We start from the raw sequence: 23,637 nt of genomic DNA on the forward strand, positions 1-23,637 counted from the left end.
TTTCGTCTTTTATGCTAGGATACCGCCTTTTTGTTTATAGGACAGAATACCCTCAGCTGCCCGATAAGATAATGCCCCGACCGTGCCGGTTGGATTATAGCCGCCATTATGGGCAAATGCTGTTGCACCGATGACAAAGACGTTTTCAGCATCCCACATTTGCATATAATTATTAACGGCAGAAGTATTAGGATCTGCTCCCATAATGACACCGCCTGTATTATGAGTGGATTGATACGTGGTTATATCGTAAGGACCTAGCTCATTCATCGAATCAATCTGGTCTGCTCCCATTTCTTTCATGATTTCTACACATCGTTCATTTAAATACTTAGCTAGTTGGCGATCCTGTTCCTCAAAATCGTATGTAATCCGAATAAGCGGATCTCCAAATTCATCCTTATATGTTGGATCCAGATCCAAATAATGATGCTTAAAGGGCATGCTTGACCCTTGTCCTCCTACGGATAGTGTACGATTTGCATATTTAATCGAATTCTCTTTAAATTCCTTCCCCCATGACGGAGTACCTTTAGGAACCTTGTTATTTGAAATTGGCCTCAAACCTGTTTGAGATATGGCAATGGAGCCTCCATGAATAAAATTCAGTTTGGAATGATCAAAGTTATCTCCGTTATAATCATCGATCACCATACCAAGCGAACCTGCACCAGCAAAGGTATTAAATTCTTCCTTTTCAAAGAAACCCGTTGCACTACCTTTTTGAACCTGGTAAGCATAATTTTTTCCAATGACCCCCGTCCCGGTCTTTGGGTCATATGGACGGCCGATGCCTGATTGTAACAGTAAGCGCACATTATTAAATACATAGCTTGTTAACACAACAATATCTGCGGGCTGTTCAATTTCTTCTCCGGTTGTTGTATCTACATATAAAACTCCGGTTGCCTTATTTCCAGTCTTCAATACCCGTCGAACATTGGAATGTGTGCGAATTTCAAACTTCCCTGTCTTTTTTGCTACTGGAAGAACGGTAACTACAGGATCTGCTTTTGCCCCATATTCACACCCAAACCGCTCACAATAAGCACAATATTGACAAGCCGCACGCGATACACCGTCCGGATTTGTATAAGCTTCAGAAAGATTTGCAGATGGCCGATTGTATGGATGAAGCTTTAAATTTGTCGCAGCTTTTTTAAATTTTTCAAGAACTGGTGTTGTTTTCATCGGTGGGGTTGGATATGGATTTGACCTTTTCCCTCCAAGTGGGTTTTCTTCCCCTGAAATGCCAGCCATTTTTTCAAATTTATCAAAATATGGCTCCAATTCATCATAGGTAATGCCCCAATCTTGTATGGTCATATCCTTTGGAATCTTTTTTTCACCGTATCTTTCAATTGTTTTGCTGCGAATCTCAAAATCATAGGGAAGAAAGCGATATGTTTGCCCATTCCAATGGACACCGGCTCCTCCTAGACCATCCCCTAATAAAAAGGATCCATATTGCCGCATTGGCAGCGCACGGATTTTTTCATTTCCGCGGAAGGTAATCGTCTCCTTCGATAGATCCTGCATCATCTCGTACCTTAGTGCATAACGAAGCTCATCATGCACCATAAAATAATCCTCTGTTTTTCGTTCCTTTCCTCTTTCTAAGCCGACGCAATTTAAGCCTTGTTTTGTTAGCTCAGCTGCAATAATTCCGCCCGCCCAGCCAACGCCAACGATGACAACATCAACCTTTGGTAATTTTTTTGCCACTTCTTACACCTCATTCTTAGTCAATTTCATACAGCTCTTTCTAGGTGCAATTAATGTCCTAGATGATCCTTTAAACTTACTGGCGGAATAACAGTAAATTTTTTATCAATGACATCCGTATAGGCCATTTGACTGCCTGGGTAATTCCGCATTTTCCAGCCTTCCATATTACGGTTCCCGCTATATAATGGATCACTATAAGCCCCTTCTAATGTGCCGCTCCTTAACATAGTAAAAAATCCGCTTGCGGAAATCGTTGTTAGGTTTACCTTGTCCTCTGCAAAATCAGTTAAAACATCGTCTTGTTCCTCATCGCTCAGGTCAATAAAATTTTTTTTATATTTCGTTAAACTATAGTTTTGAAGTTCTCGTAATCCAATATCAAATATTTCACGTCTTCTTATTCGACCTTGATATCCTTGGACCTTTTCACCTTTGAAAAAGGGAGGCTGCATGTATTCTCTCGAATTAAAGCCCCAATCTCCACTTAACTGGTGATCAATAAAGTAGGCTACACCTAACTCTTTAGCCCCCGGACCATTATCGTCGGCAGGGAAAATACGCTCGGTTGCAGCTTCCACCATTCTGAATTGCTCTTGAGTAAAATACATTAATGCTAAATTATAGTTTTCAGTCTTCTTGTCACTCTTTACATTTTCAACACTTGTTTTTTCCTTAAATGGGATTAAACTGCCTAATGCACCACCTACAGCCAATCCGCCAAGTGCTATCCCAGAACTCTTGAGAAATCTGCGCCGTGTGAGAGATTCATTCTTATCCTGTTGTTTGGTGTTTTCTGGCATAAAATCCACCTCCTACATTTTAAGGTTAGATTGCCCCAAAAAAATTCATTCATACATAAAAAAAAGTTGGGCATGATAACACTAAATCTAATTTTTTGAGGTGGAAGATTATGAAAAAAATTTGGAAAAATACAGCGATCCTTAGCGGGGTTTTTTTCCTCTCCGCATGTGCAGGTCAACAAAATGGAATGGATGAAACTGTTAAAGCGGAGGAAGGACAGCATGCCAAACATGGATCATCAGGAACAAATGTCTATGATAAAAGTGTAACAACAAGAAATTTAAATGATGGCTTAGTTATTCCTAGTGAAAACGGGGCAAAAAGGCAAACAACGGATGAACATGGCGGAACCTCTCATGGAACAGGAACAAATGTATACAGCTTAATAGGAAGCTCTGGGTTGCATGATGGCGGGATTTCTTCTCATCTTGAATCAAGATTGGGCGGTGAAGGTATTACAGGCATAAAGGTGTTTGTTCTTGATGATACTGTCATCCTTGCACGTGCAACTCCTGAGGTGACTTCTACTCAATACGACGCTATGCAGGAGCATACACTGAATGGTGTCGATGGAATGTCTAGAAAAGACTTAAATAAAAAAGATACAGCTAATACTACAGCCGCTCAAGAAGAGGACGATAACCTCATTAAAGCTAAGAGTTTTATGAACAAGGTCTTTAATGGCAATGTACAAACACTAACGGTAACGAATCCAGCAGCGGTTGAGCTGATTGAAAAGATAAAAAACGATATAAAAGCAGACACCGTTCCTTATAATGAAGTTTCAAAGGACATTATTACGCTTATCAAAATGACAAAGGAAAAATAAAAAGCAAGGGAACTGACCCCAGTTTCTTGTTACTTGTGTAAATTTTTAAGCAATCGAAATAACTGCAAAAAGCAGGGGAAAAAATCCCCTGCTTTCTTTAACTCACCTATTCTCCCTGTTTATTAAAATGGATTAAACGAATTTATACATTAGAATGTCATCTGCATATGTGTCCTCGTCAAACTTAACTTCTTTAATTTTTCTGCCTTCCTCTACAAATCCCATACTTTTGTACAAAGCTATTGCCCTATGATTGGTTGATAACACACTAAACCCACTTTCTCAATGAAAGAACTTACACACTTTTATTTTGAAAGGATATGATTCAAACCTTTCCATTGATATACTATAAGAGTTAATTCTTTCCCCTATATATTTATTTTTTTAGATTTTAGTAATTTAGCACCCCTTGCCTCGTAAAATTTATGAATACCTGTTCTTAAATAAAAAGAATCACTATGCGAAAGCAATGTGATTCCTCCCAATTCGTACCTCTTTATTTTGTTAGCTAGGAATATTTTCTGTGTAACAATAATGAAACGTAAAGAAAAACAGGAGGGCTCGATAATACTTCTTATCTATGTTTGGGTTTTCCCCCTGTAAGATGAGATTCAAACATATCTATAATTTCAAGAAATCTTTCTGCCTCACGGAAAACATGATCTGCTAAAAGTGGATGAATGATACTTTTGATTTTACATTCTTCGATTAAGTCTCTTGCAGTTTTCTTAAAGTCACGTAGTGATACGACGGATACGCGGTTTTCATCAAGGAATTGATCTAACAGAGGAACTGTTTGAGATTGTGGTCTCATTGAATCTAAATCTCTAGCTTGAAAAACTAATGTATCGAAATCATTGCTAAAGTTTCGAGCCATATCAACTAACTTTCTTTCCGATGGATCCAGCAGATGTCCAATAAACTTTGCATGATCTGCCATTATTCTTAAGAAAAAAACATTTTCTTTAATAATTGCATCCGCTAGCGGCTTCAGCTTCCCCTCATTTAATTCAATTAATCGTTTTCTAAAATAATTCGCCTCTCGGCTTGTATGATCAACCAACAAAGGAAAATTATTTGCACCCGGCAATTTACATGTCAGAATTAACCCTAATATTTTTCGTTTAAAAGCAAATATACCCGTAGCAGCTTGTTGAACTTCTGAATTAAATCGTTTTATTTGTTCTGGGTCCGTTTGATTAGTAAATGAATAAGATCGCTGTTCAATTTGTTCAAACAATCGATAATATTGATTTGCTTCCTCGATTAATTGTGTATCGTCACATCGAAACCCTAACCTGAGAAACAATGAATGTTCTTTCATGATTCTAGACCAGAATCGAATTTCATCTAAAGATCGTGTAACAAACATTTCAGCATTCATTTCCCTATTCAAATCTTGTGAGTTAGCATTCATCACGATGTCACCCCTTACCCAAGATAAAAAACCACCACTAAAATTGTATTAGCATTTATCTATAAAAATACTTCATTTGAATACAATATTTTGTTATTAATTTGGCAATAAAGGGCTAAGATATTTTTTTCTGATCACGAAAAAAAGTCCTGCCTAAATAAGCGTAAAAAAAATGCGACCCTTCTAAACGAAGAATCGCAAATTTCCACAAAAAAGGTTTGCAATAAACTATCTATATTTTTACAAAGCAATGTAATTCTACAGCGCAACTTCCATAAACTTTGTTATTAGTTACATATCTAATTTATTCTTTGTTTATCCTTGCCTCTAATAATAATTTTATATTGATCCCCGCCAATCTTACTTTGAATTTCCTCAGAATTTAGGAATTCATTGATCGTCCTCTCTATGATACGTACTTTTTCGTCTGCATCTTTTTCAGAAGCATTTATTGATGTTTTAATAATAATTTGAAGAGGTGCTGGATGAAAGGAGTAAGCAAATCCAGTTACTTTATATTCCTTTTTTGCAGTTAATCCTTCAATAATCACTTGGAATATTTCATTCCACCTGGCTTCTTTTTCTTTTTGGGAAAGATTTATTTTATTAATCTTTATTGAGTATGAGTCAATATTCTTTGCCTTTAAACATTCATTGACGACATTCTTTAGTTCTTCTATCCTTTTTTCAGTGTTCGGAATATCAATGTGGACAATTACTTTCTCAGAGTTAGGCGCAGAGTAGGAATACCCTTGGGCAAGAACATTAAATTGCAATTCAATTAAATGATTATAACTTTCTTCCAAGGCTTCTGATATGGCTTGATCCCGCTCTGAAATCGATGGAACTCGATTTACATGTCTTTCCACTTCTATTTTGTATCCATCATAATCTTTTTCTTTTAATATATTTGCTGCAATTTCTTTTACCTCATCACGAACATCCTGATAATATTGTTCGGATCCATCAATGGATATGTGAAGATATCTGGCATTTCCACCTACCCCAGATAGATGGTAACCTCTTTCCTCTAATTCCTTCCATATCGTCCGATTTATAGGTTCTGAATGAAATATCTTATTTAAGTATGGAATTTTTGCTGCTACCTCTGCGATTGCAGGGGAAATAAATGCAGAGCCGATAAATAAACCAAACCCTATTAGCAAAGCAATGCCAGTATATGATAGACTCCTGATCACCTTTCTTTTTTTACGAGTTGATAGAAAAAAGTTTTTGCTATTCTCTTTGGTCTCCAAAGAATCAATATCAGTGATAATTCGGTTTCTCAATTCTTGTTTTCGCTTTGTTTTCCACTTTAAATCGGTATTTAATTTCTTTAAAGAAACATCGAAATCGTTATCTTCAACTTGTCTTTTCATTCCAATACCCCTCCTTTATTAATTGTTTTTTTAGTGCAGGAATGGCTCTGAAAAGCATTGATTTCACTTTACTCTCCGACCAGCCTAATATCTTTGATGTATCTTCTATTGAAAAGCCCTTGATCTTTCTTAATATGATTACTTTTCTATATGTATCTTTAAGTTCTCCTAATGCTTTATAAAGTTCATATGATTCCTCTTTTATTTGAATGATCTCTTCTGGCAATGGGTGATTGTCCTTGTGAGAAAGAATTTTTTCTTTAAAGAATAAGCTAGTTTTTTGCCTTCTTAAAAAATCTACAGTTACGTTATGTGCGATGCTGAATAGCCATGTTTTTTCACTAGAATGCTGTTTAAAAGTATCATAAAATAAATACGCTTTAACAAATGTATCATGAGTTAAATCTTCTGCTTGCTGATAATCCTTAACCATCAATAAAATAAAACTTAATATTGATTTACTATGATGGTCATACCAATTCGTTATTTCCTTTTTTCTAAACTCAGACAAAATTCAACCCTCCTTTTCTTGAAAGTTCACTGCTTAGGCGTAAATGCTAAATAAAAGTTGTGTTTTTTGCATCTCTTTTTTAAAAGATTGTTTTTCTGTATTGTTTCATTGATTCCATAAGAAAAGCGACCCTTCGTTATTGAAGCATCGCAGCACTTTTGTTTCCATTTCATAGAGGCATATATAGTCTGTTTTGTATACAAAGAGGCATCTTTTAATATCCTTGAAAACGATTGAACAAATACTAATCGATTATTGCTTCGATTTTCTATTAATCCCTATTTAATAAATTCGAAATGATTTCTGCACTTCCTGGTGAAAACATAAATATTGAGAAAGAAATACATACTAATCCTACAATTACAAAAACAATTTCTGGCTGCTATCTGAAGGTTTTGACTGTCCTTCTCTCTTTAGTTATTTTTTACATGTGTAATTTGCTATTCTCTTCTTCTATTAATAATTCCTTCTATAATTTGACGCTAGCACTTCCATATCGAATAAGTTACTTCGGGTACATATATCATTTCTCCTGAGGTAATTAATACATGTTATGGTAATTTAATTAGACTTTTGACTTCATCGGGCTCTTTTCTATTAGTTCAGTCTGAACTTGTGCAGACTTTGGACTCGATGGTGCTATTTTTTCTTGTTCTTGTCTGAACTTGGACTGACTTCGGACTCGATCGGGCTTTTTTCTCTTGATCCTGTCTGAACTTGGACTGACTTCAGACTCGACCAGGCTTTTTTCTCTCGATCCTGTCTGAACTTGCACTGACATCAGACTTTCTTCTCATTGGCCACAATAATTTAGTTCATAATAAATTCGTTCGCAAAAGTGCATAAATGTAATAATAGTAAATCTATAATTCCTCCATATTACAGGATCCAATTTTATCTCATCACATTCACGCATAAAACAACCTGAGAATTATGATATACTGATAGTAATTTAGAATGGAAGGAGCATTGCACATGTGCTGCTCATGTTGTCCAATTGTTGATAAAAACCTTATCTAAAAAGAAAAATACGATAAGGAGTTTTAGGTATGTTTGTTCAAAATAAAATCATTAATATTGTTAAAGACAAATGTATTCAAGATGATTCAGTCTCAGCTTGTATGATGTACGGATCTTTCACCAAAGGTGAAGGAGATCAGCATTCAGATGTTGAGTTTTATATATTTATTGCAGATGATTTAATAAATCGTTTCAACTCTAGACACTGGATTTCTGAGGTAAACGCTGTTGATTTATTATTTTTCAATGAACATGGGACCGAAGTAGCTATATTTTCAAATATGATCCGCGGGGAATTTCATTTTCTTCCTGAATCAGAAATGGATATTATAAAAAGTTTCAAGCCAACAGGTGTTTTTCCAGATACTGAGTCTATGTATCTTTATGATTCTACAGAACGATTAAAGCCTTTACTTGATGGATTAAGTGGATCCGTGCCAGAAAGAATGACGAATGAAAATGTGAACTTCGCTTTCAATAATTTTGTCAATGCTTGGTTGATGGGTGTAAACGTGATGAAAAGAGGAGAGCTCGCACGTTCTCTAGAAGTACTTACACATGTACAAAAGTATGTATTACAATTAATAAGAGTACAGGAAAAAAACGTTGAACGCTGGTTAAACAGTACGAAAAATTTAGAGGTGGATATAAGTGCCGAATCTTATAAGGACTATGTTTCATTTACCTCAAAACTAGATAAAAATCAATTAAAACATGCCTATATGAATTCTTTGAACAAAATAGAGGAATTGTATTATGCTTTAAATAATCAGTATTTTATTGATATAGACAGTAAAATTATTAGAAAGCTATACCGCTATTTTAATCAATAACTTCCAAATAGAAAGTACATTGCTTTTAAGCAGTGTACTTTTTTCTTTGCTCATTACTCTTATGGATCATCTATACTTAGTTAATTAAACCCCATAATGTATCATATATTTCTTTTCTTCTGTTGCCTGAATGATTTTTGCAGCCAGTTCATGAAGTTCTGCAGATTTCTTAAAGTATCTTGAAGATAAAACGACATCATAAAATAATGATAATGACTCAGGTGGAATGATTGTAATTCCCCAATAGGCTAAACCAAATTCCGGACGTTTATATGAATGAAAGTACGTTTTCATGATTGATAATTTTTCATTTAAACTATTAATCAGGTCATCATCTACAGAAATACAACTGTATTTCTGTGGAGTATAGTCATTGTAATTTTTCATATTGTCGAAATTATCAATGATCCCAAATTCATGTACACATGGCATATCATAACCCTCTCTATATTTAATCCATTACTTTATATAATTATGTAATATGGAAAAATCTTGGTAATTCACTCTGCCTTTGCAAAAAAAATGTTATTAATTTATTCATCTTTGTCATCAGTAAATATTTTAAGTGTGCCAAATATAAACATTAAAAAAAATACCATTATCGACAATCTGAGAAAGTAAAATTTTGAAATGAAACTTAATATTACGATAGGTAATCCGACCATCGTTGTTATTGAAGCGAATTTTGTATAACGGATCGCTGCTTTTGAGATTTCTGGGTCTTTAGAATACATCCATCTCTTTCCAGCCAATATACTATCTTCAGGAAATTTATAAGTCCAAAGCATGATACCATAAAATGGTATCATGAAAATCACCAATATTATCGTTTCAGCCATAAACTCCCCCCTTAAAGAAATCCGTACAAAACAAAGAGTTTAATATTAATACGATTTCTTTCTTAAAAGGATTCAATAGATTTACTTTTCAGCAATAAATATCCTTCTACATAACCTAATTGTTATTTAACATTCCATCAATGTCAGTAATATTTCTCTGTTTCTAACAAATTCAATTATGAAAAGGTTATTCTTTAATGTTCTTCTTGTTCAACCAAGGAAGAAATCCTTCATGTTTATAGGTATTTTCAGCTTCTAAAATCATTTGAGGAAGAAGAATATCAATAGATTCCGTTAATGAGTTTAGAGCTTTTAAGACAAAACCATTCTCATACTGTTCTAATGGCTCAGGTAATTCATCTTCGTCTAAAATAAAGTATTCTCCATTTGGTAGAACCAATATATCAATAATCAAATCCTCAAATGATACCTTTTTATCGGTTATATAAGTGTTCTTTACAATATTAAAATAACAACCTAAGTGATGCCCGTTATTATCTCTCCAGATGTAAAGATTATATGGACGATCTTTCCAGTAACAGGCAATTGTGTAACTACCTGTAGGAATAGTTAATTTAGTTTGGTTTGCTATCATTGTAAAGGAATCTTGTATAAGATGGAAAAGCACTACATTTTGATTTTGTGCTTGTAACAGCCGACAACTGTATTCTACTATTTCGGAGTCGTACCGTATCTTTCTTTCTATTATTTTATCCCCAAGTTGAAAAGTTGGAATGCTTTCATTCATCACTGTTCTAGTTTCTCTCTCCATTTAATATCCCTTCCCAAAACTATGATCACTATAATACTATAGTAGATTTTACTTTAATCCTTATCCGCATTTAATGATTATTTTATTATATCAATATACATTATTGAAGAAGATATATTTAAATACCACTACAAAATTTTAATCATTTTGTTAATTATTACTTTTTTATCAGGAGTTGCATACCCTTTAAATAATATATTCCTCCTTTTTTACGATATTTTTCAATTTCTACAATTCAATCAAATACACCTTCTTTTTTACTAACGGCAAGTGGAACTTCATCCTAAAAAAGCCGGTTCCTTGCTATACTAAGGAACCGGCTTTTTTAAACAAGGGTATATACAGTTATAAGAATTGACTAGAGTCTATCTTAGGATAATTTTTCCCTTTAACCTGCTTTAATGTCGCTACTATAAGAAAGCTAACAATCACTAGTAAGAGCCATGAACTCACCTTTCCTAAGTGAACGAGACTCCATGCATCGGCTTGGTTTGGATATTCCCAGGCCCCAAAGAATGTTGCGATATTTTCGGCGATCCATATAAAAAATCCGATGAGCACGAAGGAAAGTGCAAGTGGCATACGGTAACGAATTCCACCAACCTCATATGTGACCCAAGATTTCCAAAAGACAATAATGACTAATCCAGATAACCACCAGCGAACGTCAATCCAATAATGGTGGGTGAAAAAATTTAAGTAAATTGCAGCTGCTAGAGGGACAACTAGCAAAAACGGCGGCCATTTTACCAGGTCAACCTTCAATCTCCTCCACGCCTGACAAAGATAACTCGCTACACTTGCGTACATGAATCCGCTATACAAAGGCACTCCAAAAATTTTGAAATATCCTTGCTCTGGATAAGACCAGGAGCCCATGTGTACCTTAAAAAGTTCAAGAGCAAGACCAATAAGGTGAAACAATGTAATAACTTTTAGTTCGTCTCGTGTTTCAAGCCTAGAATGTACCATCCACCACTGCATCAGAAGACAAATGATAAGCAGCCAGTCATACCGAGGCAGGAAGGGAAGCGGCAAGAACTTTGTTAAAGCCAACGAAGCAAAAATAACGACAGGAAACAAACAGGATAAAGCCTGTTCCCACCCAAAATGAACGAGCTGTTTTATTGCTCTCATGCTTTTCTGTCTTCCTTTGTGCATGGTTAAATTCATGAATAGCTCTCCCTCTTATGAAATAACGGAAAAGGAAATCTTCTTTTCCTTTTAATGTGAAATATCCCCATTCTACTAATCCTGTGTGTCTTCATCCATTCGGTATTCTAAAATATCTCCAGGCTGACAGTCTAAAGCCTTACAAATTGCTTCTAAAGTTGTCAATCGGATCGCTTTTGCCTTTCCATTTTTCAATATAGAAAGGTTAGCCATTGTTATTCCAACCTCTTGCGAAAGTTCTGTTACACTCATTTTTCTTTTAGCTAGCATTACATCAATATTAATTATTATTGCCATGTTAATCACCTCAGACCGTTAAGTCATTTTCTGATTTTATATCAATTGCTTCTTGTAAAAGTTTTTGGAGTACAGCTGCAAAAACTGCGATAACCAGCGATGCAAAAGGTACAACCAAGCCGATAAAAATAACACCTGGAGCGTCGTCTATCTCTGCAAACAGATAGAAAAGCGGCAAGACTAGTACATGTAAACTACTGATTGTGATTGCACAGTATTTGATTTTCTTTAAAGCATTTACAGACATTTGCGAGAAGGCCATATTTTTGTCAATATAACGCAGAAGTTTAAAAGCCTGATACAAAGCAAAGTAAAAAGGGATCGCTGAAGCATAAAATACGATGAAAACGAGATATTTGATATAAGCAAACTTTGGAAGCAATTCTGCAGCAATATTCCCTATCTCAGGGACCAAAAAAATGCACATAGCAAGAATTGGTATTCCAATAAGAATAACTGCTATCTTTAAAAAGAGTGTTGACACTTGTTTCATAAAAAGCACCTCACTGATTTATTTTCAATTTGATTTTAGCAGATAATTTATCGATTTTCAATAAAAAATTATTATTTTTAATTATATTCTTATCGTTATGTAAATATTATTTTTATTTTAAAGAAAAATAAAAAGCATTCTTTAATACAAAGAAATGCTCTTTTAATACAAGGTATTGAATTTTTTATTTCCTCAACTATATGCTTTGATGAATAATAAACGAATTCGATCATAAAGTACATCCTTACACAATCCTCAAAACATAATAAATTCTGTGTGAATTAATTCATTTACATTATGATATACCAACTGGAATTTTGACAACCTACTTGGCTGCTTTATCACGATTTACAATCAGAGTAATTACATTTAATATGATGGTTACGATTAGAAGAATTGCTGCTGCCAATACCACAGCACTCGATGTGTCCATAAGAGCAGACCAATCCTCAATCTTAACCAGATGATAGATATAGAAAATCTGAAAACAGAGCGAAATAGCACAAGCACTAATGCTCAAAATAGAAAGAACAAACCTATTTCTTGAGTCATGCTTTTTATATCGTGTAAGATTAACAATAGGTAATATCCATGCAATTAGTCCTAGCATGAGGCTGCCAAAATTAAGCATGCCACTCATATATAATCCCCCTTTAAATACTCATGCTTGATAAACACCCCTGCTTCATTACTACTATAAAAAAGCAATCCTTTTTTGAAGTATCGCACCTATTTAAATGGATTAGCAAAATCGTTTTTATTACAGAATATCATCAGTACCAATAACAGAAAAATTGTCTTTCATTACTCTTTTTCTTGCACTGTACTTCCACCATGAACAAATCGGTAAATTTCTAATCAATTTCTTAGAACTTCTATAGTATTTGTTATATTCCTCTGTTATCCCTTAATTCAACTATTGTACCTTCAGGTGCAATCAATTTACACAAACAGCCATTTTCCACTTGATAAATTTCTTCACCATTTTTCAGTATAAAATTATAACCCAATTGTTTAATAGTTTGGACTTCTTTAACTAAGTCATCTACCCAAAGACAAAAATGAATGATCCCCGTTGTGTTTGGGTTAACACTATTAAGATTCTCACCTATTTTACCAGTTTGAAGCTCTATATAGAATTCACCCAATTTTAACCAAGAGTTATAATAACGATTATGAAAATTAGGAAATTCTGCTATTAATTCAAAACCAAGAATATCCCTATAAAAATTTAAGGATTCTTCGTAATTATTTGTTTGGATACAAATATGGTGAACAAATTTTGCAGTCATGTTTCTCTCCTTTAGTTTTTCACTTCCAATTTTTCTTCTGAAACTATTCTGCCCTCTTGGTTCAAGAACCTCAACAATAATAGCGTTAATCCTTCTTAGATTAACGCCCTGTTTATTTAAAAAGATTTAAGAAAGGTGCCTCGAATGAAAAATGTCTTCAAATTAGTTCTCTAATGCTAGATTAACTGTTTCAATCGCATGGATTAATGTTGTATCAAATAATAGAACTTCTGAATCTTCTTGTTTTACTAATAATCCTATTTCAGTACATCCTAATATTATTCCTTCAGCGCCATTATTAATTAAATTCTTAATAACCATTTTGTAATAATCTCTTGATGATGACTGGATATTACCTAAACACAACTCTTCATATATAACCTTGTTTACTATCTCTCGTTCAGTATTATTTGGTACTAAAACCTTTATACCATTTGACTCAATTCGTGATTTATAAAAGTCTTGCTCCATTGTGTACTTAGTACCTAATAATCCTACAGTATTCAGTTTTGATTTTTTTATTTGATTAGCAGTTGCTTCGGCAATATGTAAAATAGGTATATTTATTTTTCCTTCAATATACTCTATTACTTTATGCATCGTATTTGTACAAATAACAATAAAATCTGCCCCTCCTTTTTCTAAAGCATGAGCTACATCCCCTAATAGATTAACCGCTTCCTCCCACTTACCTTCTGCCTGGAAACGTTCGACCTCTTCAAAATTAACGCTGTATAGAAGACATTTTGCCGAATGTAATCCACCCAATCTTTTTTTTACCTCTTCATTTATGATTCGGTAATATTCAACCGACGATTCCCAGCTCATTCCACCAATTAGCCCTATAGTCTTCATAATTTTTCCTCCATAAAATATTGTAATAATATCCAATTATTCAATAATTTTAATGAAATCATATTTTTTTATTAAAACAAACCTGCCTCTAAAGTTGAATAAGAAAAAGCGATACTTCGTTATTTAAGTATCTCACCCGTAAGTTTAAGTTAACTTATTTTCAATCATTCATTCTTGTAAAATGAAACCAATCTCATTTATTTTTTGACTGTAATATTGATAACCCCATCCTAAAAATAGGGACAGGGTTCACATAAATTTTTTTATTCTTTGATAAAAAAATTTCACCGAACTTAAAGAATACCAATAAATTCGTTAGATCTAGGATATTTCGTTATAAAGTTACTCCTGAATTATCTGAATAAGGTTGCCGCATGTATCGTCGAAGACAGCTATTGTGACATCGCCCATTTTTGTCGGTTCCATAGTAAACCTTACGCCTTTATCTTCTAATCTTTTGTACTCTGCGTGAATATCTGCAACCCCAAACATTGTTACTGGGATGCCTTCAGCAAATAACTTCTCTTGATACTCTTTTGCCGCTGGATGCTTATTCGGTTCAAGTAAAAGCTCGGGACCTTTTTGTTCCTCGGGAGAAACTAGCGTTATCCACCTAAATTCTCCAGTGGGAACGTCATGCTTTTTTACAAATCCAAGCATTTCCGAATAAAATTCTAGAGCCTTATCTTGGTCTTCTACGAATATACTGGTAACAATGATTTTCATTCTGTAATTTCCCCTTCGATAATTGTGACTTATTGTGCTGTTTTACATTCTAGCTGCAAGAAAAATAACCCACCCATTAGTTAGAATTCCTGTTCTGATTTTATAAAATTACTCTATCCATCCTTTCAGCAAATTTTTAAGTGGTTCATTGTTGAATATAATTACTCGATATTTTCCCTTTCGTTTTGAAATTACAAGTCCTGCATTTTCTAATGCAGAAAGATGTTTAGCTATCGCTTGTCGCGAAATGGAAAGGTTGTACTTCATAATGAGACGTACCGTAAGTTCATACAACGTCAGCTCGTTGCGTTCAGACAGTTCGTCTAAAATAAGCCTCCGAGTCGAGTCGCCAAGTGCTTTGAATATAGCGTCTTTGTCCCCATTCATATATTAAGTATAAGCAACTCTATGGTTGCTTGTCAAACATAAGCAACTTTACGGTTGCGTGAAAAAGGAATCATATCCTGAAATTTTAACAAGTTATAGTCACATTATTATAGTGGTGCCATTATTAAAATATAAACTGAATTTCAGCAAAAAAGTGCATTAATCCTCATTGGATCAACACACTAGTTAAATTTATAAGCCCCGTAATTTTTTATTTTTCACTTTTTCTTATTCAACTAAACTCCCTCAATAAACAAACAATTATCTCTTGTATTCGCCGTTTTTCTTAATATTCCTATACAACTTGTTAAAGATAATAGATTTGATGAGTATGAAAAGAAAACAAATATGCAGTTTATGAAGAAAAAGAGCGTAAGAAACTAGCCAACTTTCGTTTATTTTCAAAAAGTTGGAAGAATAGGTATGTACGCACCAATGGATGTCCACATATCTTATGGGGGTCAACCCTCCCAAGTCTCACAGAGTCTTCGCTCCTACATTCCTTCGTTCAACCTTTCCATAAGGTGGATGTCGGTCATGCTGGCCCACAGGATCTATGTCCTTACGTTAGTTGCTTTGCCGACTAATCCTATGCTGATTTTGTTTGCTCAATCTTTCAAATCTATTGATTAAAAGTAAATTTTATAGAATATTAAGCTGCTATTTGTACATCGATAAATGAATGCATATGGGGAATATCCTTCAACATCTTTTCTTCCTGAAACACAAACTGTTTCTTGCCAATAGAAAAGAGAATTCGTATGAGTTTATTACATAAAGCTATTAAAGACTGCATCTTTTTCAACGGATTTTCTGATCTCGTTGTGTAGTAATGATGAAGAGCTTTAAAGGCTTTATTCTTCGCTACTAGGATCATAGATGCGCGAAATAATAATGCCCGTAATTTCTTCCGACCACGTTTCGTAATCTTGGTCTTCCCTTTATGCTTACCTGATGTATTTTCTTTTAGGCTGAGTCCAGCTAATTTGGTTATTTGACGAGGATGATTATATTCACTTAAATCACCTACTTCAGCGTAAAAACCTGCCACTGTATCTCGTCCAATTCCTGTAATCTCTAACATCTGGTTCACTCCTGGTATATCTTGAAGTAAGGTATCCAGTGAATGATCAAGTTCTTCGAACTTGGCTTGAATGAGTTCATATTTTTGAATTAATGTTCTTAGTTCCATTTTGGCCATCATGACACCCTGACGTATACCAATCGAGCGATTGGCAGCTTCTTTTAGAGCTTGAATCTTCTTCATCCCTATACTTCGTTTCACTTCTTGCCTTAAATAGATGAGTAATTCTTCGTCTGAGTATTTCACTAATTCATGAGGTAACGCATCAAATTTTAGTAAGTGAAGAGCTGCCTTTCCTTCCCAACTTTTAAAAACGTCAAAGAACTCTGGAAAGTAGCGATCAATCCAGTTATGGACCTGTCCTTGCACGATCTGTAAGTCTATACTTAATAGATCACGTAATTTTTAGCCACACGAAGTTCTGCGAAAACACCTTGTGGTATGGTTGGTTCAGCGTATCTACCATCTTTGACTAGCTGTGCAATGACTTTTGCGTCTTTTACATCATTTTTAGTTGGCGAGTTATCATCTAATTCCTTACTATGCTTGACATGTAGGGGATTAACCGTCACGAACTTAATATGTTTTTCTTTTAAAATATGAGCTAAGTTTAGCCAATAATGTCCTGTAGGCTCCATTCCAGTTATAACAGATTCCATTTTATAGATCTCTTTTAATTGATTAATCCACTCCATAAAGGTGCTAAAACCTTCTTGTGTATTATCAAAAAAGCAAGTAGAACCAAGTTCTATTCCTCGATAATCTTGTGCTCTAGCTACATGATGATGTTTGGCAATATCAATTCCAATTATCAAGGTTTTAGAAGTAATTTGAGCTATTTTATGATTTTGGTTATAATTCATTGTATGACCTCCGAATGATGTTTTGTCCTATTTAGCTGGCCAGCTCAGGACATATTCATCTTATCAAGAGGTCATTTTTCGTACAAATCTCATTTTCAGTTATTACAGGAATGCTGTCCCGTTTATGACATTAGAAAAAGTGATATCGCAGCAATATCCATGCTTCACCTCAAGCACTCCGATAGTACGATAACCTTCTAAAGAACAACATTCTCAAAATGTTCGACTGTTGGAAATGGGTCATAGAAATGATGTAGTTGCTTTTTCCATTCTTGATACTCTTTAGATTGTCTAAAACCCACTGTATGGTCTTCTAAAGTTTCCCACTTAACCAGCAATAAATATTTTCCTTTAACTTCCATACATCTTTGTAATTCGTGAGATATGTACCCTTTCATTGAAGAAATGATTTTTGAAGCTTCACGAAATGCCTCCTCATAATCCTCTTCCATACCATCTTTAACTTGCAGCATAACAGATTCTAAAATCATTCCATCACCCCCTTTTAATAGATTATTATTCTATAATATTTTTATTTTGTTCATTAAAATCAATCTTTAATATTAATAATAGATCTTTGTTTTTTATGATTCTTATTTCGCAAAATCTCTTATAATTTGGAGAAGAAATATGTTTTCACCATGAATTAAACATATCATGATACGTAACATTTACTCTTTTTTTAGATGATAGCAAAGTTGAACAACACCAGAGGAAAATCTTTTTGTATCTACCAGTCTTAAATTCAATCTCTTCTTTATGTCAATAAACAAAGGTTTTCCTTCCCCTAAAATAACTGGGTGAACGGATAACCTAAATTCATCAACGAGACCAAATCTTAAAAAAGATGTAATTAGGCTTGCCCCTCCATAAAGCCAGATGTCTTTACCAGGCTTATTTTTTAATTTATTTACTTGTTCAATAATATTATCATTTATGACTGTTACTTTATGGCCATCCCTTTTTTCAGTTTTTGAAAACATAAATTTTTCTTTGCCATGAACTGATTTCCAAATTTCTTTTTCAGTATCAGAGACCTCATTTTTTGGAGTATATTGCCCCCATAAATCATAGCTTTTTCTCCCATAAAAAATTGTATCAATATGATTTAAAAAATCAATAAACCCCATTTCAGAGTCCATAATACACCAGTCGACTTCTCCTCTCGGCCCTTCAATAAATCCATCTAAAGAAACTGCTAAATCTAAAATGATTCTTCTAGGTCTTTCTTTCATATCCATAATTTTATCTCCTTTTATTTTGTAGAATTCACCTTGTTAATAAAATCATAAGGTATAAACTATACTATCCGTAAAACATGACAAATAAGGCATGATTAATTTAAAAGGTGAGAATATAGATCCTCAAAGAAAAAAGTCATTTTAAAGAATCCAAATAGGCGTTTGAATGAACAAAAAGTGTGGTCATTTCTTAAGTTTGATTCTTTTACATTTTCATCTGGTTCTTAATAGCCCTTTTAATTAAGAGAAATTCGTTGATACGTCAACCATACTTCTCCATTTCAACCAATCTTATTCAAGTGTTCTACTATATTAGTAAAATTATGATCTTATTCAAAGAATGCTTCATCTCCCACATGTATCTCACCGTTAACTTCAACGTTTGCCCAAACCCCAAACATGGCACCATGATAATTTACCAAATTTCGGAGTACCCGAACATCCTGTTTTAGTTCCTCTTGAGAATTGTTCACCATAACACATCTTTGAAGAGGGGCAACAATTCTCAAGGTTACATTTGGTCCAACTTTGATTAGTCGGTTCACCCAATCATCTTCGAGATGTCCCATTAGTTCTGTATCAATTAAAAGATTTGCTCGAAAACGACGAGAGTCAACTAGCTCTCCTAATTCTTGACTTAATAAACGTAAAGCAGAAGTTGTAATGATACTTATTGGCCCCTCATCAAAATGAGATATTAATTCTTCTCTTTCCAAGGTTACTTGGAATCCGAGAAACTTAGTCAATGCCTCATTGACAGCATTGTTATCACCACGAAAATCTGTTCCATCTGGCATAGTTAGGATTGGAATAGACCCTTCATATTTTGCACTAAATTTAAATAACCCATCCATTTGCTGGAAACGACGTGTTGACTTACCACTCCCAAATTTTCCATTCTGGTTTTTTATTGCCCACAAACGGTCACCTAAGAGACCTCTCTTGTCTATTGAGACTGATGATAAAGACTCTCCTAAAATTGACTTTACAGGAAACCGGCGGATTTCCTTGACAATCCCTAACAACTCCTTATTTCTAGCCAAAGTTTCACCCCTACTTTTGAAATAGCCTATACAATTCTTGTAAAAGTTTCAAAGAAAAAATTCGCCTAATAAAGAAAAATACCTTTTGATCTATTCTGCTCGTTATTTAAATGAATTCTACTAAAAAGAGCGCTCCCTTCTTAGATTAACAAGTCTGCTCTTAATCACAAATTTCCTCATACGCTTCCCCTTTAAATAATTGGTCGTTACGAATATAAAAATGTTTCACCTGCTTCATCCATTAAACAGCAGCCTTAGTCCAAAAGAAAAAAGATCTCCGGATACCTACTCAGAATTTATGTTCAATTGCGTTTATTCATTATAGAAAGGAGCAATCACATCAATTCGATTGGTCCAAATCCCACCATTATAATTTTCCGGAAGACGATCCAGATCTTGTTCTGTATCAAAACCTTCTGACCACCCGCCGTCTCCCCCAACAAGGATGACCCTTGTATTCACTTGATCCATTCGATTAAGAAACTTGTCTGGAAATCCCCATAAAAAAGGAGCATATTTTTCTGGAATATGTAATTGAGTATTTTTACACGACGATGGAACATGCCCAATCCACCCCACTGCTATATAAGGTAGCAAACAACTCTTCAATGTTTCCTTGGACATGACACGCATATTTGGAAGTTTTTCCTTAAAGGCAGCTATTGGTTTGTTTCCACCATAAACGGAAAGTTTACTTAACCTATCATCTAAGTATTTAGAGAGGTACAGAGCTAATTGTTTTCCTTCATTTCCGTCGTTGCTTTTAATATGGATTAGAAAGGACTTCTCTGGAAACTTAGATAGAACTTCATCAAGCGTAGGCATTAGCCCTACGCCTTTCCCACGAAAAGGATATGTTTTCCCATTATCGGCCGTATACCCATAACCAACATCTAATTGTTTCAGCTCATCCATTGTATAATCTCTTGTTGTTCCCGTACCATCAGTTCTACAATCGAGGGTCCAATCATGGAAAATCGCAAACTCCCCATCTTTCGTCACATGCACATCTATTTCTACAATATCTGCACCAGCATCAAAAGCAGCTTTCATGGAAGAGATGGTGTTTTCAATATATGGATGTTCCGGCTCATAAATTTGCTCCGCAGTACAGGTTTCACCTGTTATTCCTTCCATATTAAAGGTTTGTGCCAAGCCACGATGGGCTAAAAGAATAGGTTTTCCATCACGCTCCTTTGTAAAGATGGCAGTGTTATTAACAAAAATAAACAAGATTAAAAATAGAATTAGAAATGATACCCACTTTAATACTTTTCTAAGTTTCACTTTCATATCCTCCAATTTTTCTATTAGATAAAAATGACCGAAATACTATGAATAGGATAATAAATGCTTAAAAAATACTCAATAGTTGAAAAATAACAAAACGATGATAATAGACTGAAAATTACGATTCAGAATTTTTCTTTAAAACTGCCTTCTGAAATAAAAAACACAGGTTTTCTACCTGTGCTTTGAGTATTTTGTAATATCTTAAGATAAATACTCACTTTACATATACATAAATTCCATCAAGTTCATCATTAGAAGATTCCCAGCATACCGCACCATTAGAAAAATAGTTTATTACTGCTTCTCCATTGTATACAATTAATACAAGGGCTGTGAATAATCCTTGAACCAAAAGTCTTCACTGTTCTACTGCAATAACATAAAGTTGCACTCCTACTTGTGAGTATCAATTGACAGAATCATAAATTCCTCCAGCCAAATTATCAATATAGTTCTCATTACTATCCCTACTTCGATATCTTTATATTTCTACTTCCAAAGCTTGAAAAAACTATGAATCTGACAAACAAATGGAAGAATGTGAGTATTGATAGCGTTTAGTCTCTTTCTCTGCTGCTTCTGCTTGTATTAACTGTGTCAAGGCGGCCAAAGCAACCAGTGAACCAGTAAATTCAATGTATGTTCCTGCCATTGCAATTGCGTTGCCCGTATCTTCCTTTTCTCGAAGAATATATAGATTGGAAATAGCATCGAACAGGGAGCCTAGCGAAATGAGCGCAGCACCAAGAACAACCCCTTTTCCCTCATCCTGTACACCATATGCCTCAAACGAACCACCGACCGCTTGAATTCCGCTGCCAATCGCATTCAGTTGAAAACCAGCCTTTTCTTCAACTCGGTTTAAAATCATTTCATATGCAATTGCATTCGCAGCATTTCCTCCCGCTTGAAACCAGCAGCCGATAATTGCTAAAAGCTCCTTTTCATTTGCTTCTCGATCTTCTAATAATTTTTCACGTGCAATCGCCTGCAGACTATTTCTAATACTTTCAATCGTATTTCCTTTCACAACATATGCAAGACCATCATCTTCCCTAGTCACGAATACTTTAGTTGCTCCAACAGCGGAGAAAAACGTTCCCGCCACCAAAAACCCTGTCCCCGTCAGCAGCAGTTCCATTTCTTTATTCATTTCTCACCACCGCCCATATAGATATTACTCGCAATATATTCATCCGATGTATGATTGTTGAATTTTTAGATGATGTTTCCTTCATCAGTGAATTTTCTTACCAATTAAGGTTCATATGATTCATTTCGTATAACTCAGGTTATTTGTACAGTATAATCTTGTTCTTTAATCCCCATTTATTCATTCCAAAATGTTAAAAATTCATCGTACTCAATATTATCGAACCTGAAAAGCTTTTGACTTCTTAACTTGTTCGATAATCCATTTAAGAAATTAATTAACACTTTTTCAATATCACTCTTTTGGCGTAAAAAAGATAGGAGCGTTTTCAACATTCTTAAGCCACTTATGCTCTTGACCACTTAAACCATCCTTCACCCAAACGTCACCGTGAAAATCTTTTTCCTTTTTGCGAAACCAAGTAAGAAGAGAGCCAATCACTTGGGGATCTTCATCTATTTCATTATTCTTTGGAAAGGAAATTTGTTTTTGGTCTTCTGTTCTTATATTAATGGCGTATAGGGCTGTTAACATCGTTGGAACAGGTCCTTCCTTCCACTCCTTGTTTTCTATCGCTCGTGCAACAACTACCTTATCTGATGAGAACCATTCTAAATCAAGGTCTACATACCCTTTAGGCGTATATTCTTTTTGTTGTATAGCTGTTGGCATGTCGGCAATGGTAGTGTTCTTGTTTTCAACGAAAAATCTTCCTTCTCCTGAAATATATGCTAGCTGATTTACTGATGGAGCCCACTTCATCCAATCTTCGTATCCTAGCATTTTTCCTACAGTTTGAAATGGGATTCCGATATTAGAAAGAACACATAATGTATTACTATCCATGGACCAGGAAGCTGTAGGCACAGCGATAAAACTTACCCATTTTCCATCGAAACTCCACTTGAATTGGTCAGCATAAATCGCAAACAAATCCGTTTCATTTGTTTGAATGGTATAAAATAGCTTCATTTTATCTTTTGCAAGATTCGCATTGACTGGAATTTTATAAAGTGGGATTGGACCCCATCCGGAAGGTCGTAAACTTGCTTGTGAGGAAACGATAAATTCTTTCCCATTCGGAAACCATTCAAACCCACTTACACCTAATGAAACATTAACAAACCCTTCTGGGCGACCATTCTTTTCTTTCGTTACGTTTAATACCCCATGATTTATATAGGCTAATTGATTTTTAATCGGTGACCATTTAAAGTCAGTTGATTCGACTCTTGTATAAGGCTGGTAACTTTCTTTTGTTTTCGTATCATATATGAATAAATCCGATTTTTCACCATGTTCATCTCCATCAATATAAGCTATAAATCGACCGTCATAGGACCATTTCGGGGAATATACATACCGATTCTTAGTAATTTGAATTTCTTGTTCTCCTTTTTTAATCCATAGTTGATTGTCACGAATAAATGCTGCAGTAAGGGTGGCTTCTGCATTTACCTTTATTGATATATGAAAAAACAAGAAAATTAGCAGTAATAAAATACGAGATCCCAAGAACATCCCTCCTAACAATAGGATGTCCTGATATTTGACGGAGATTCTTATAATGCTCTATCACTTTATTTTCAGCTTACTACAGGCTACTCA

24 protein-coding genes and 2 pseudogenes are annotated in these 23,637 nt (G+C 34.6%); 2 read left to right on the forward strand and 24 right to left on the reverse strand.

Translation table 11 applies throughout. From position 1 onward, the window contains the following. Positions 1–9: 9 nt before the first annotated feature. Both AN957_RS14770 and AN957_RS14775 read right to left on the reverse strand, forming a co-directional pair. Positions 10–1,725, reverse strand: coding sequence for a GMC family oxidoreductase (locus AN957_RS14770; protein WP_053476237.1), 1,716 nt, complete (start codon positions 1,723–1,725; stop codon positions 10–12). 50 nt (positions 1,726–1,775) lie between these two features. Next, positions 1,776–2,528 carry a gluconate 2-dehydrogenase subunit 3 family protein gene (locus AN957_RS14775; RefSeq protein WP_053476238.1) on the reverse strand — a complete coding sequence of 251 codons (753 nt, stop codon included), beginning with the start codon at positions 2,526–2,528 and terminating at the stop codon, positions 1,776–1,778. A gap of 110 nt (positions 2,529–2,638) precedes the next feature. Here AN957_RS14775 and AN957_RS14780 point away from each other — a divergent pair, with 110 nt between their 5' ends. Beyond that, on the forward strand, positions 2,639–3,358 hold the full coding sequence (locus AN957_RS14780; RefSeq protein ID WP_056684858.1) for a hypothetical protein: 720 nt from the start codon (positions 2,639–2,641) through the stop codon (positions 3,356–3,358). 132 nt (positions 3,359–3,490) lie between these two features. On the opposite strand, the pseudogene AN957_RS28575 reads toward AN957_RS14780, so the two are convergent. The 4 genes and pseudogenes from AN957_RS28575 to AN957_RS14795 all read right to left on the reverse strand — a co-directional run. Then, positions 3,491–3,625: pseudogene (locus tag AN957_RS28575) on the reverse strand (N-acetyltransferase family protein); the annotation flags it as partial. A gap of 307 nt (positions 3,626–3,932) precedes the next feature. Then, on the reverse strand, positions 3,933–4,775 hold the full coding sequence (locus tag AN957_RS14785) for a DUF2935 domain-containing protein (RefSeq protein ID WP_053476240.1): 843 nt from the start codon (positions 4,773–4,775) through the stop codon (positions 3,933–3,935). Between the two features lie 299 nt (positions 4,776–5,074). Further along, a complete protein-coding gene (locus tag AN957_RS14790) occupies positions 5,075–6,154 on the reverse strand; it encodes a DUF4030 domain-containing protein (protein ID WP_053476241.1) in 1,080 nt (359 codons plus the stop codon). Beyond that, positions 6,138–6,665, reverse strand: coding sequence for an RNA polymerase sigma factor (locus AN957_RS14795; protein ID WP_053476242.1), 528 nt, complete (start codon positions 6,663–6,665; stop codon positions 6,138–6,140). Before AN957_RS14795 ends, AN957_RS14790 begins: the two co-directional genes overlap by 17 nt. A gap of 1,049 nt (positions 6,666–7,714) precedes the next feature. Here AN957_RS14795 and AN957_RS14805 point away from each other — a divergent pair. Then, on the forward strand, positions 7,715–8,518 hold the full coding sequence (locus AN957_RS14805) for a hypothetical protein (RefSeq protein WP_053476244.1): 804 nt from the start codon (positions 7,715–7,717) through the stop codon (positions 8,516–8,518). An 84-nt stretch (positions 8,519–8,602) separates the two neighbouring features. Here AN957_RS14805 and AN957_RS14810 read toward each other — a convergent pair whose 3' ends face one another. From AN957_RS14810 to AN957_RS14895, 18 genes and pseudogenes are all read right to left on the reverse strand, one after another. Further along, complete coding sequence (locus tag AN957_RS14810; RefSeq protein WP_053476245.1) at positions 8,603–8,950, reverse strand: hypothetical protein; 348 nt, start codon at positions 8,948–8,950, stop codon at positions 8,603–8,605. Positions 8,951–9,051: 101 nt separating this feature from the next. Then, complete coding sequence (locus tag AN957_RS28240) at positions 9,052–9,357, reverse strand: hypothetical protein (protein ID WP_075209159.1); 306 nt, start codon at positions 9,355–9,357, stop codon at positions 9,052–9,054. Between the two features lie 187 nt (positions 9,358–9,544). Further along, on the reverse strand, positions 9,545–10,129 hold the full coding sequence (locus tag AN957_RS14820; RefSeq protein WP_380000828.1) for a ribonuclease FAU-1 family protein: 585 nt from the start codon (positions 10,127–10,129) through the stop codon (positions 9,545–9,547). Between the two features lie 345 nt (positions 10,130–10,474). Further along, positions 10,475–11,266 carry a DUF817 domain-containing protein gene (locus AN957_RS14825; RefSeq protein ID WP_156319149.1) on the reverse strand — a complete coding sequence of 264 codons (792 nt, stop codon included), beginning with the start codon at positions 11,264–11,266 and terminating at the stop codon, positions 10,475–10,477. Between the two features lie 111 nt (positions 11,267–11,377). Further along, positions 11,378–11,599: a helix-turn-helix domain-containing protein gene (locus tag AN957_RS14830; RefSeq protein WP_053476247.1), complete on the reverse strand. Its 222-nt coding sequence runs from the start codon at positions 11,597–11,599 to the stop codon at positions 11,378–11,380. A gap of 10 nt (positions 11,600–11,609) precedes the next feature. After that, entirely contained in the window at positions 11,610–12,092 is a 483-nt protein-coding gene (locus AN957_RS14835; RefSeq protein ID WP_056684860.1) for a DUF2975 domain-containing protein, read from the reverse strand. A gap of 325 nt (positions 12,093–12,417) precedes the next feature. Continuing rightward, on the reverse strand, positions 12,418–12,732 hold the full coding sequence (locus AN957_RS14840) for a hypothetical protein (RefSeq protein WP_056684863.1): 315 nt from the start codon (positions 12,730–12,732) through the stop codon (positions 12,418–12,420). A 247-nt stretch (positions 12,733–12,979) separates the two neighbouring features. After that, on the reverse strand, positions 12,980–13,384 hold the full coding sequence (locus AN957_RS14845) for a VOC family protein (RefSeq protein ID WP_053476250.1): 405 nt from the start codon (positions 13,382–13,384) through the stop codon (positions 12,980–12,982). Between the two features lie 162 nt (positions 13,385–13,546). After that, positions 13,547–14,239, reverse strand: a complete 693-nt coding sequence (locus tag AN957_RS14850) for an aspartate/glutamate racemase family protein (RefSeq protein WP_056684866.1) — start codon at positions 14,237–14,239, stop codon at positions 13,547–13,549. Between the two features lie 342 nt (positions 14,240–14,581). Continuing rightward, positions 14,582–14,965, reverse strand: a complete 384-nt coding sequence (locus AN957_RS14855; RefSeq protein ID WP_053476252.1) for a VOC family protein — start codon at positions 14,963–14,965, stop codon at positions 14,582–14,584. A gap of 108 nt (positions 14,966–15,073) precedes the next feature. Beyond that, entirely contained in the window at positions 15,074–15,352 is a 279-nt protein-coding gene (locus AN957_RS14860) for an ArsR/SmtB family transcription factor (protein ID WP_053476253.1), read from the reverse strand. A 652-nt stretch (positions 15,353–16,004) separates the two neighbouring features. After that, a pseudogene (locus AN957_RS14865) lies at positions 16,005–17,299 on the reverse strand (IS110 family RNA-guided transposase). Positions 17,300–17,496: 197 nt separating this feature from the next. After that, a complete protein-coding gene (locus AN957_RS14870) occupies positions 17,497–17,790 on the reverse strand; it encodes an antibiotic biosynthesis monooxygenase family protein (RefSeq protein ID WP_056684870.1) in 294 nt (97 codons plus the stop codon). A gap of 180 nt (positions 17,791–17,970) precedes the next feature. After that, positions 17,971–18,540: a dihydrofolate reductase family protein gene (locus AN957_RS14875; RefSeq protein ID WP_056684872.1), complete on the reverse strand. Its 570-nt coding sequence runs from the start codon at positions 18,538–18,540 to the stop codon at positions 17,971–17,973. A 329-nt stretch (positions 18,541–18,869) separates the two neighbouring features. Next, a complete protein-coding gene (locus AN957_RS14880; RefSeq protein WP_056684874.1) occupies positions 18,870–19,583 on the reverse strand; it encodes an MOSC domain-containing protein in 714 nt (237 codons plus the stop codon). A gap of 312 nt (positions 19,584–19,895) precedes the next feature. Beyond that, complete coding sequence (locus tag AN957_RS14885) at positions 19,896–20,876, reverse strand: glycerophosphodiester phosphodiesterase family protein (protein WP_056684877.1); 981 nt, start codon at positions 20,874–20,876, stop codon at positions 19,896–19,898. A gap of 511 nt (positions 20,877–21,387) precedes the next feature. Further along, the gene (locus AN957_RS14890; RefSeq protein ID WP_056684880.1) at positions 21,388–22,029 is read right to left on the reverse strand and encodes a DUF6944 family repetitive protein; all 642 of its coding nucleotides are present in this window, start codon (positions 22,027–22,029) and stop codon (positions 21,388–21,390) included. A 294-nt stretch (positions 22,030–22,323) separates the two neighbouring features. Further along, positions 22,324–23,544 (reverse strand): translocation protein TolB, encoded by a 1,221-nt coding sequence (locus tag AN957_RS14895; protein WP_142108809.1) that lies wholly within the window; start codon positions 23,542–23,544, stop codon positions 22,324–22,326. Positions 23,545–23,637: the final 93 nt, after the last annotated feature.

Origin of the sequence: Cytobacillus solani, from assembly GCF_001420595.1 — a bacterium.
Lineage (GTDB): Bacteria > Bacillota > Bacilli > Bacillales > Cytobacillaceae > Cytobacillus > Cytobacillus solani.

What these genes read in the sequence shown, in the direction of transcription:
- AN957_RS14860 (WP_053476253.1), bottom strand. Translation starts at nt 15,352, where the DNA reads ATGAATGGGGACAAAGACGCTATATTCAAAGCACTTGGCGACTCGACT.
- AN957_RS14845 (WP_053476250.1), bottom strand. Translation starts at nt 13,384, where the DNA reads ATGACTGCAAAATTTGTTCACCATATTTGTATCCAAACAAATAATTAC.
- AN957_RS14790 (WP_053476241.1), bottom strand. Translation starts at nt 6,154, where the DNA reads ATGAAAAGACAAGTTGAAGATAACGATTTCGATGTTTCTTTAAAGAAA.
- AN957_RS14805 (WP_053476244.1), top strand. Translation starts at nt 7,715, where the DNA reads ATGTTTGTTCAAAATAAAATCATTAATATTGTTAAAGACAAATGTATT.
- AN957_RS14830 (WP_053476247.1), bottom strand. Translation starts at nt 11,599, where the DNA reads ATGGCAATAATAATTAATATTGATGTAATGCTAGCTAAAAGAAAAATG.
- AN957_RS14875 (WP_056684872.1), bottom strand. Translation starts at nt 18,540, where the DNA reads ATGGATATGAAAGAAAGACCTAGAAGAATCATTTTAGATTTAGCAGTT.
- AN957_RS14820 (WP_380000828.1), bottom strand. Translation starts at nt 10,129, where the DNA reads ATGGAGAGAGAAACTAGAACAGTGATGAATGAAAGCATTCCAACTTTT.
- AN957_RS14885 (WP_056684877.1), bottom strand. Translation starts at nt 20,876, where the DNA reads ATGAAAGTGAAACTTAGAAAAGTATTAAAGTGGGTATCATTTCTAATT.
- AN957_RS14810 (WP_053476245.1), bottom strand. Translation starts at nt 8,950, where the DNA reads ATGCCATGTGTACATGAATTTGGGATCATTGATAATTTCGACAATATG.
- AN957_RS14785 (WP_053476240.1), bottom strand. Translation starts at nt 4,775, where the DNA reads ATGAATGCTAACTCACAAGATTTGAATAGGGAAATGAATGCTGAAATG.
- AN957_RS14825 (WP_156319149.1), bottom strand. Translation starts at nt 11,266, where the DNA reads ATGAGAGCAATAAAACAGCTCGTTCATTTTGGGTGGGAACAGGCTTTA.
- AN957_RS14890 (WP_056684880.1), bottom strand. Translation starts at nt 22,029, where the DNA reads ATGAATAAAGAAATGGAACTGCTGCTGACGGGGACAGGGTTTTTGGTG.
- AN957_RS14775 (WP_053476238.1), bottom strand. Translation starts at nt 2,528, where the DNA reads ATGCCAGAAAACACCAAACAACAGGATAAGAATGAATCTCTCACACGG.
- AN957_RS14780 (WP_056684858.1), top strand. Translation starts at nt 2,639, where the DNA reads ATGAAAAAAATTTGGAAAAATACAGCGATCCTTAGCGGGGTTTTTTTC.
- AN957_RS28240 (WP_075209159.1), bottom strand. Translation starts at nt 9,357, where the DNA reads ATGGCTGAAACGATAATATTGGTGATTTTCATGATACCATTTTATGGT.
- AN957_RS14870 (WP_056684870.1), bottom strand. Translation starts at nt 17,790, where the DNA reads ATGATTTTAGAATCTGTTATGCTGCAAGTTAAAGATGGTATGGAAGAG.
- AN957_RS14855 (WP_053476252.1), bottom strand. Translation starts at nt 14,965, where the DNA reads ATGAAAATCATTGTTACCAGTATATTCGTAGAAGACCAAGATAAGGCT.
- AN957_RS14835 (WP_056684860.1), bottom strand. Translation starts at nt 12,092, where the DNA reads ATGAAACAAGTGTCAACACTCTTTTTAAAGATAGCAGTTATTCTTATT.
- AN957_RS14840 (WP_056684863.1), bottom strand. Translation starts at nt 12,732, where the DNA reads ATGAGTGGCATGCTTAATTTTGGCAGCCTCATGCTAGGACTAATTGCA.
- AN957_RS14850 (WP_056684866.1), bottom strand. Translation starts at nt 14,239, where the DNA reads ATGAAGACTATAGGGCTAATTGGTGGAATGAGCTGGGAATCGTCGGTT.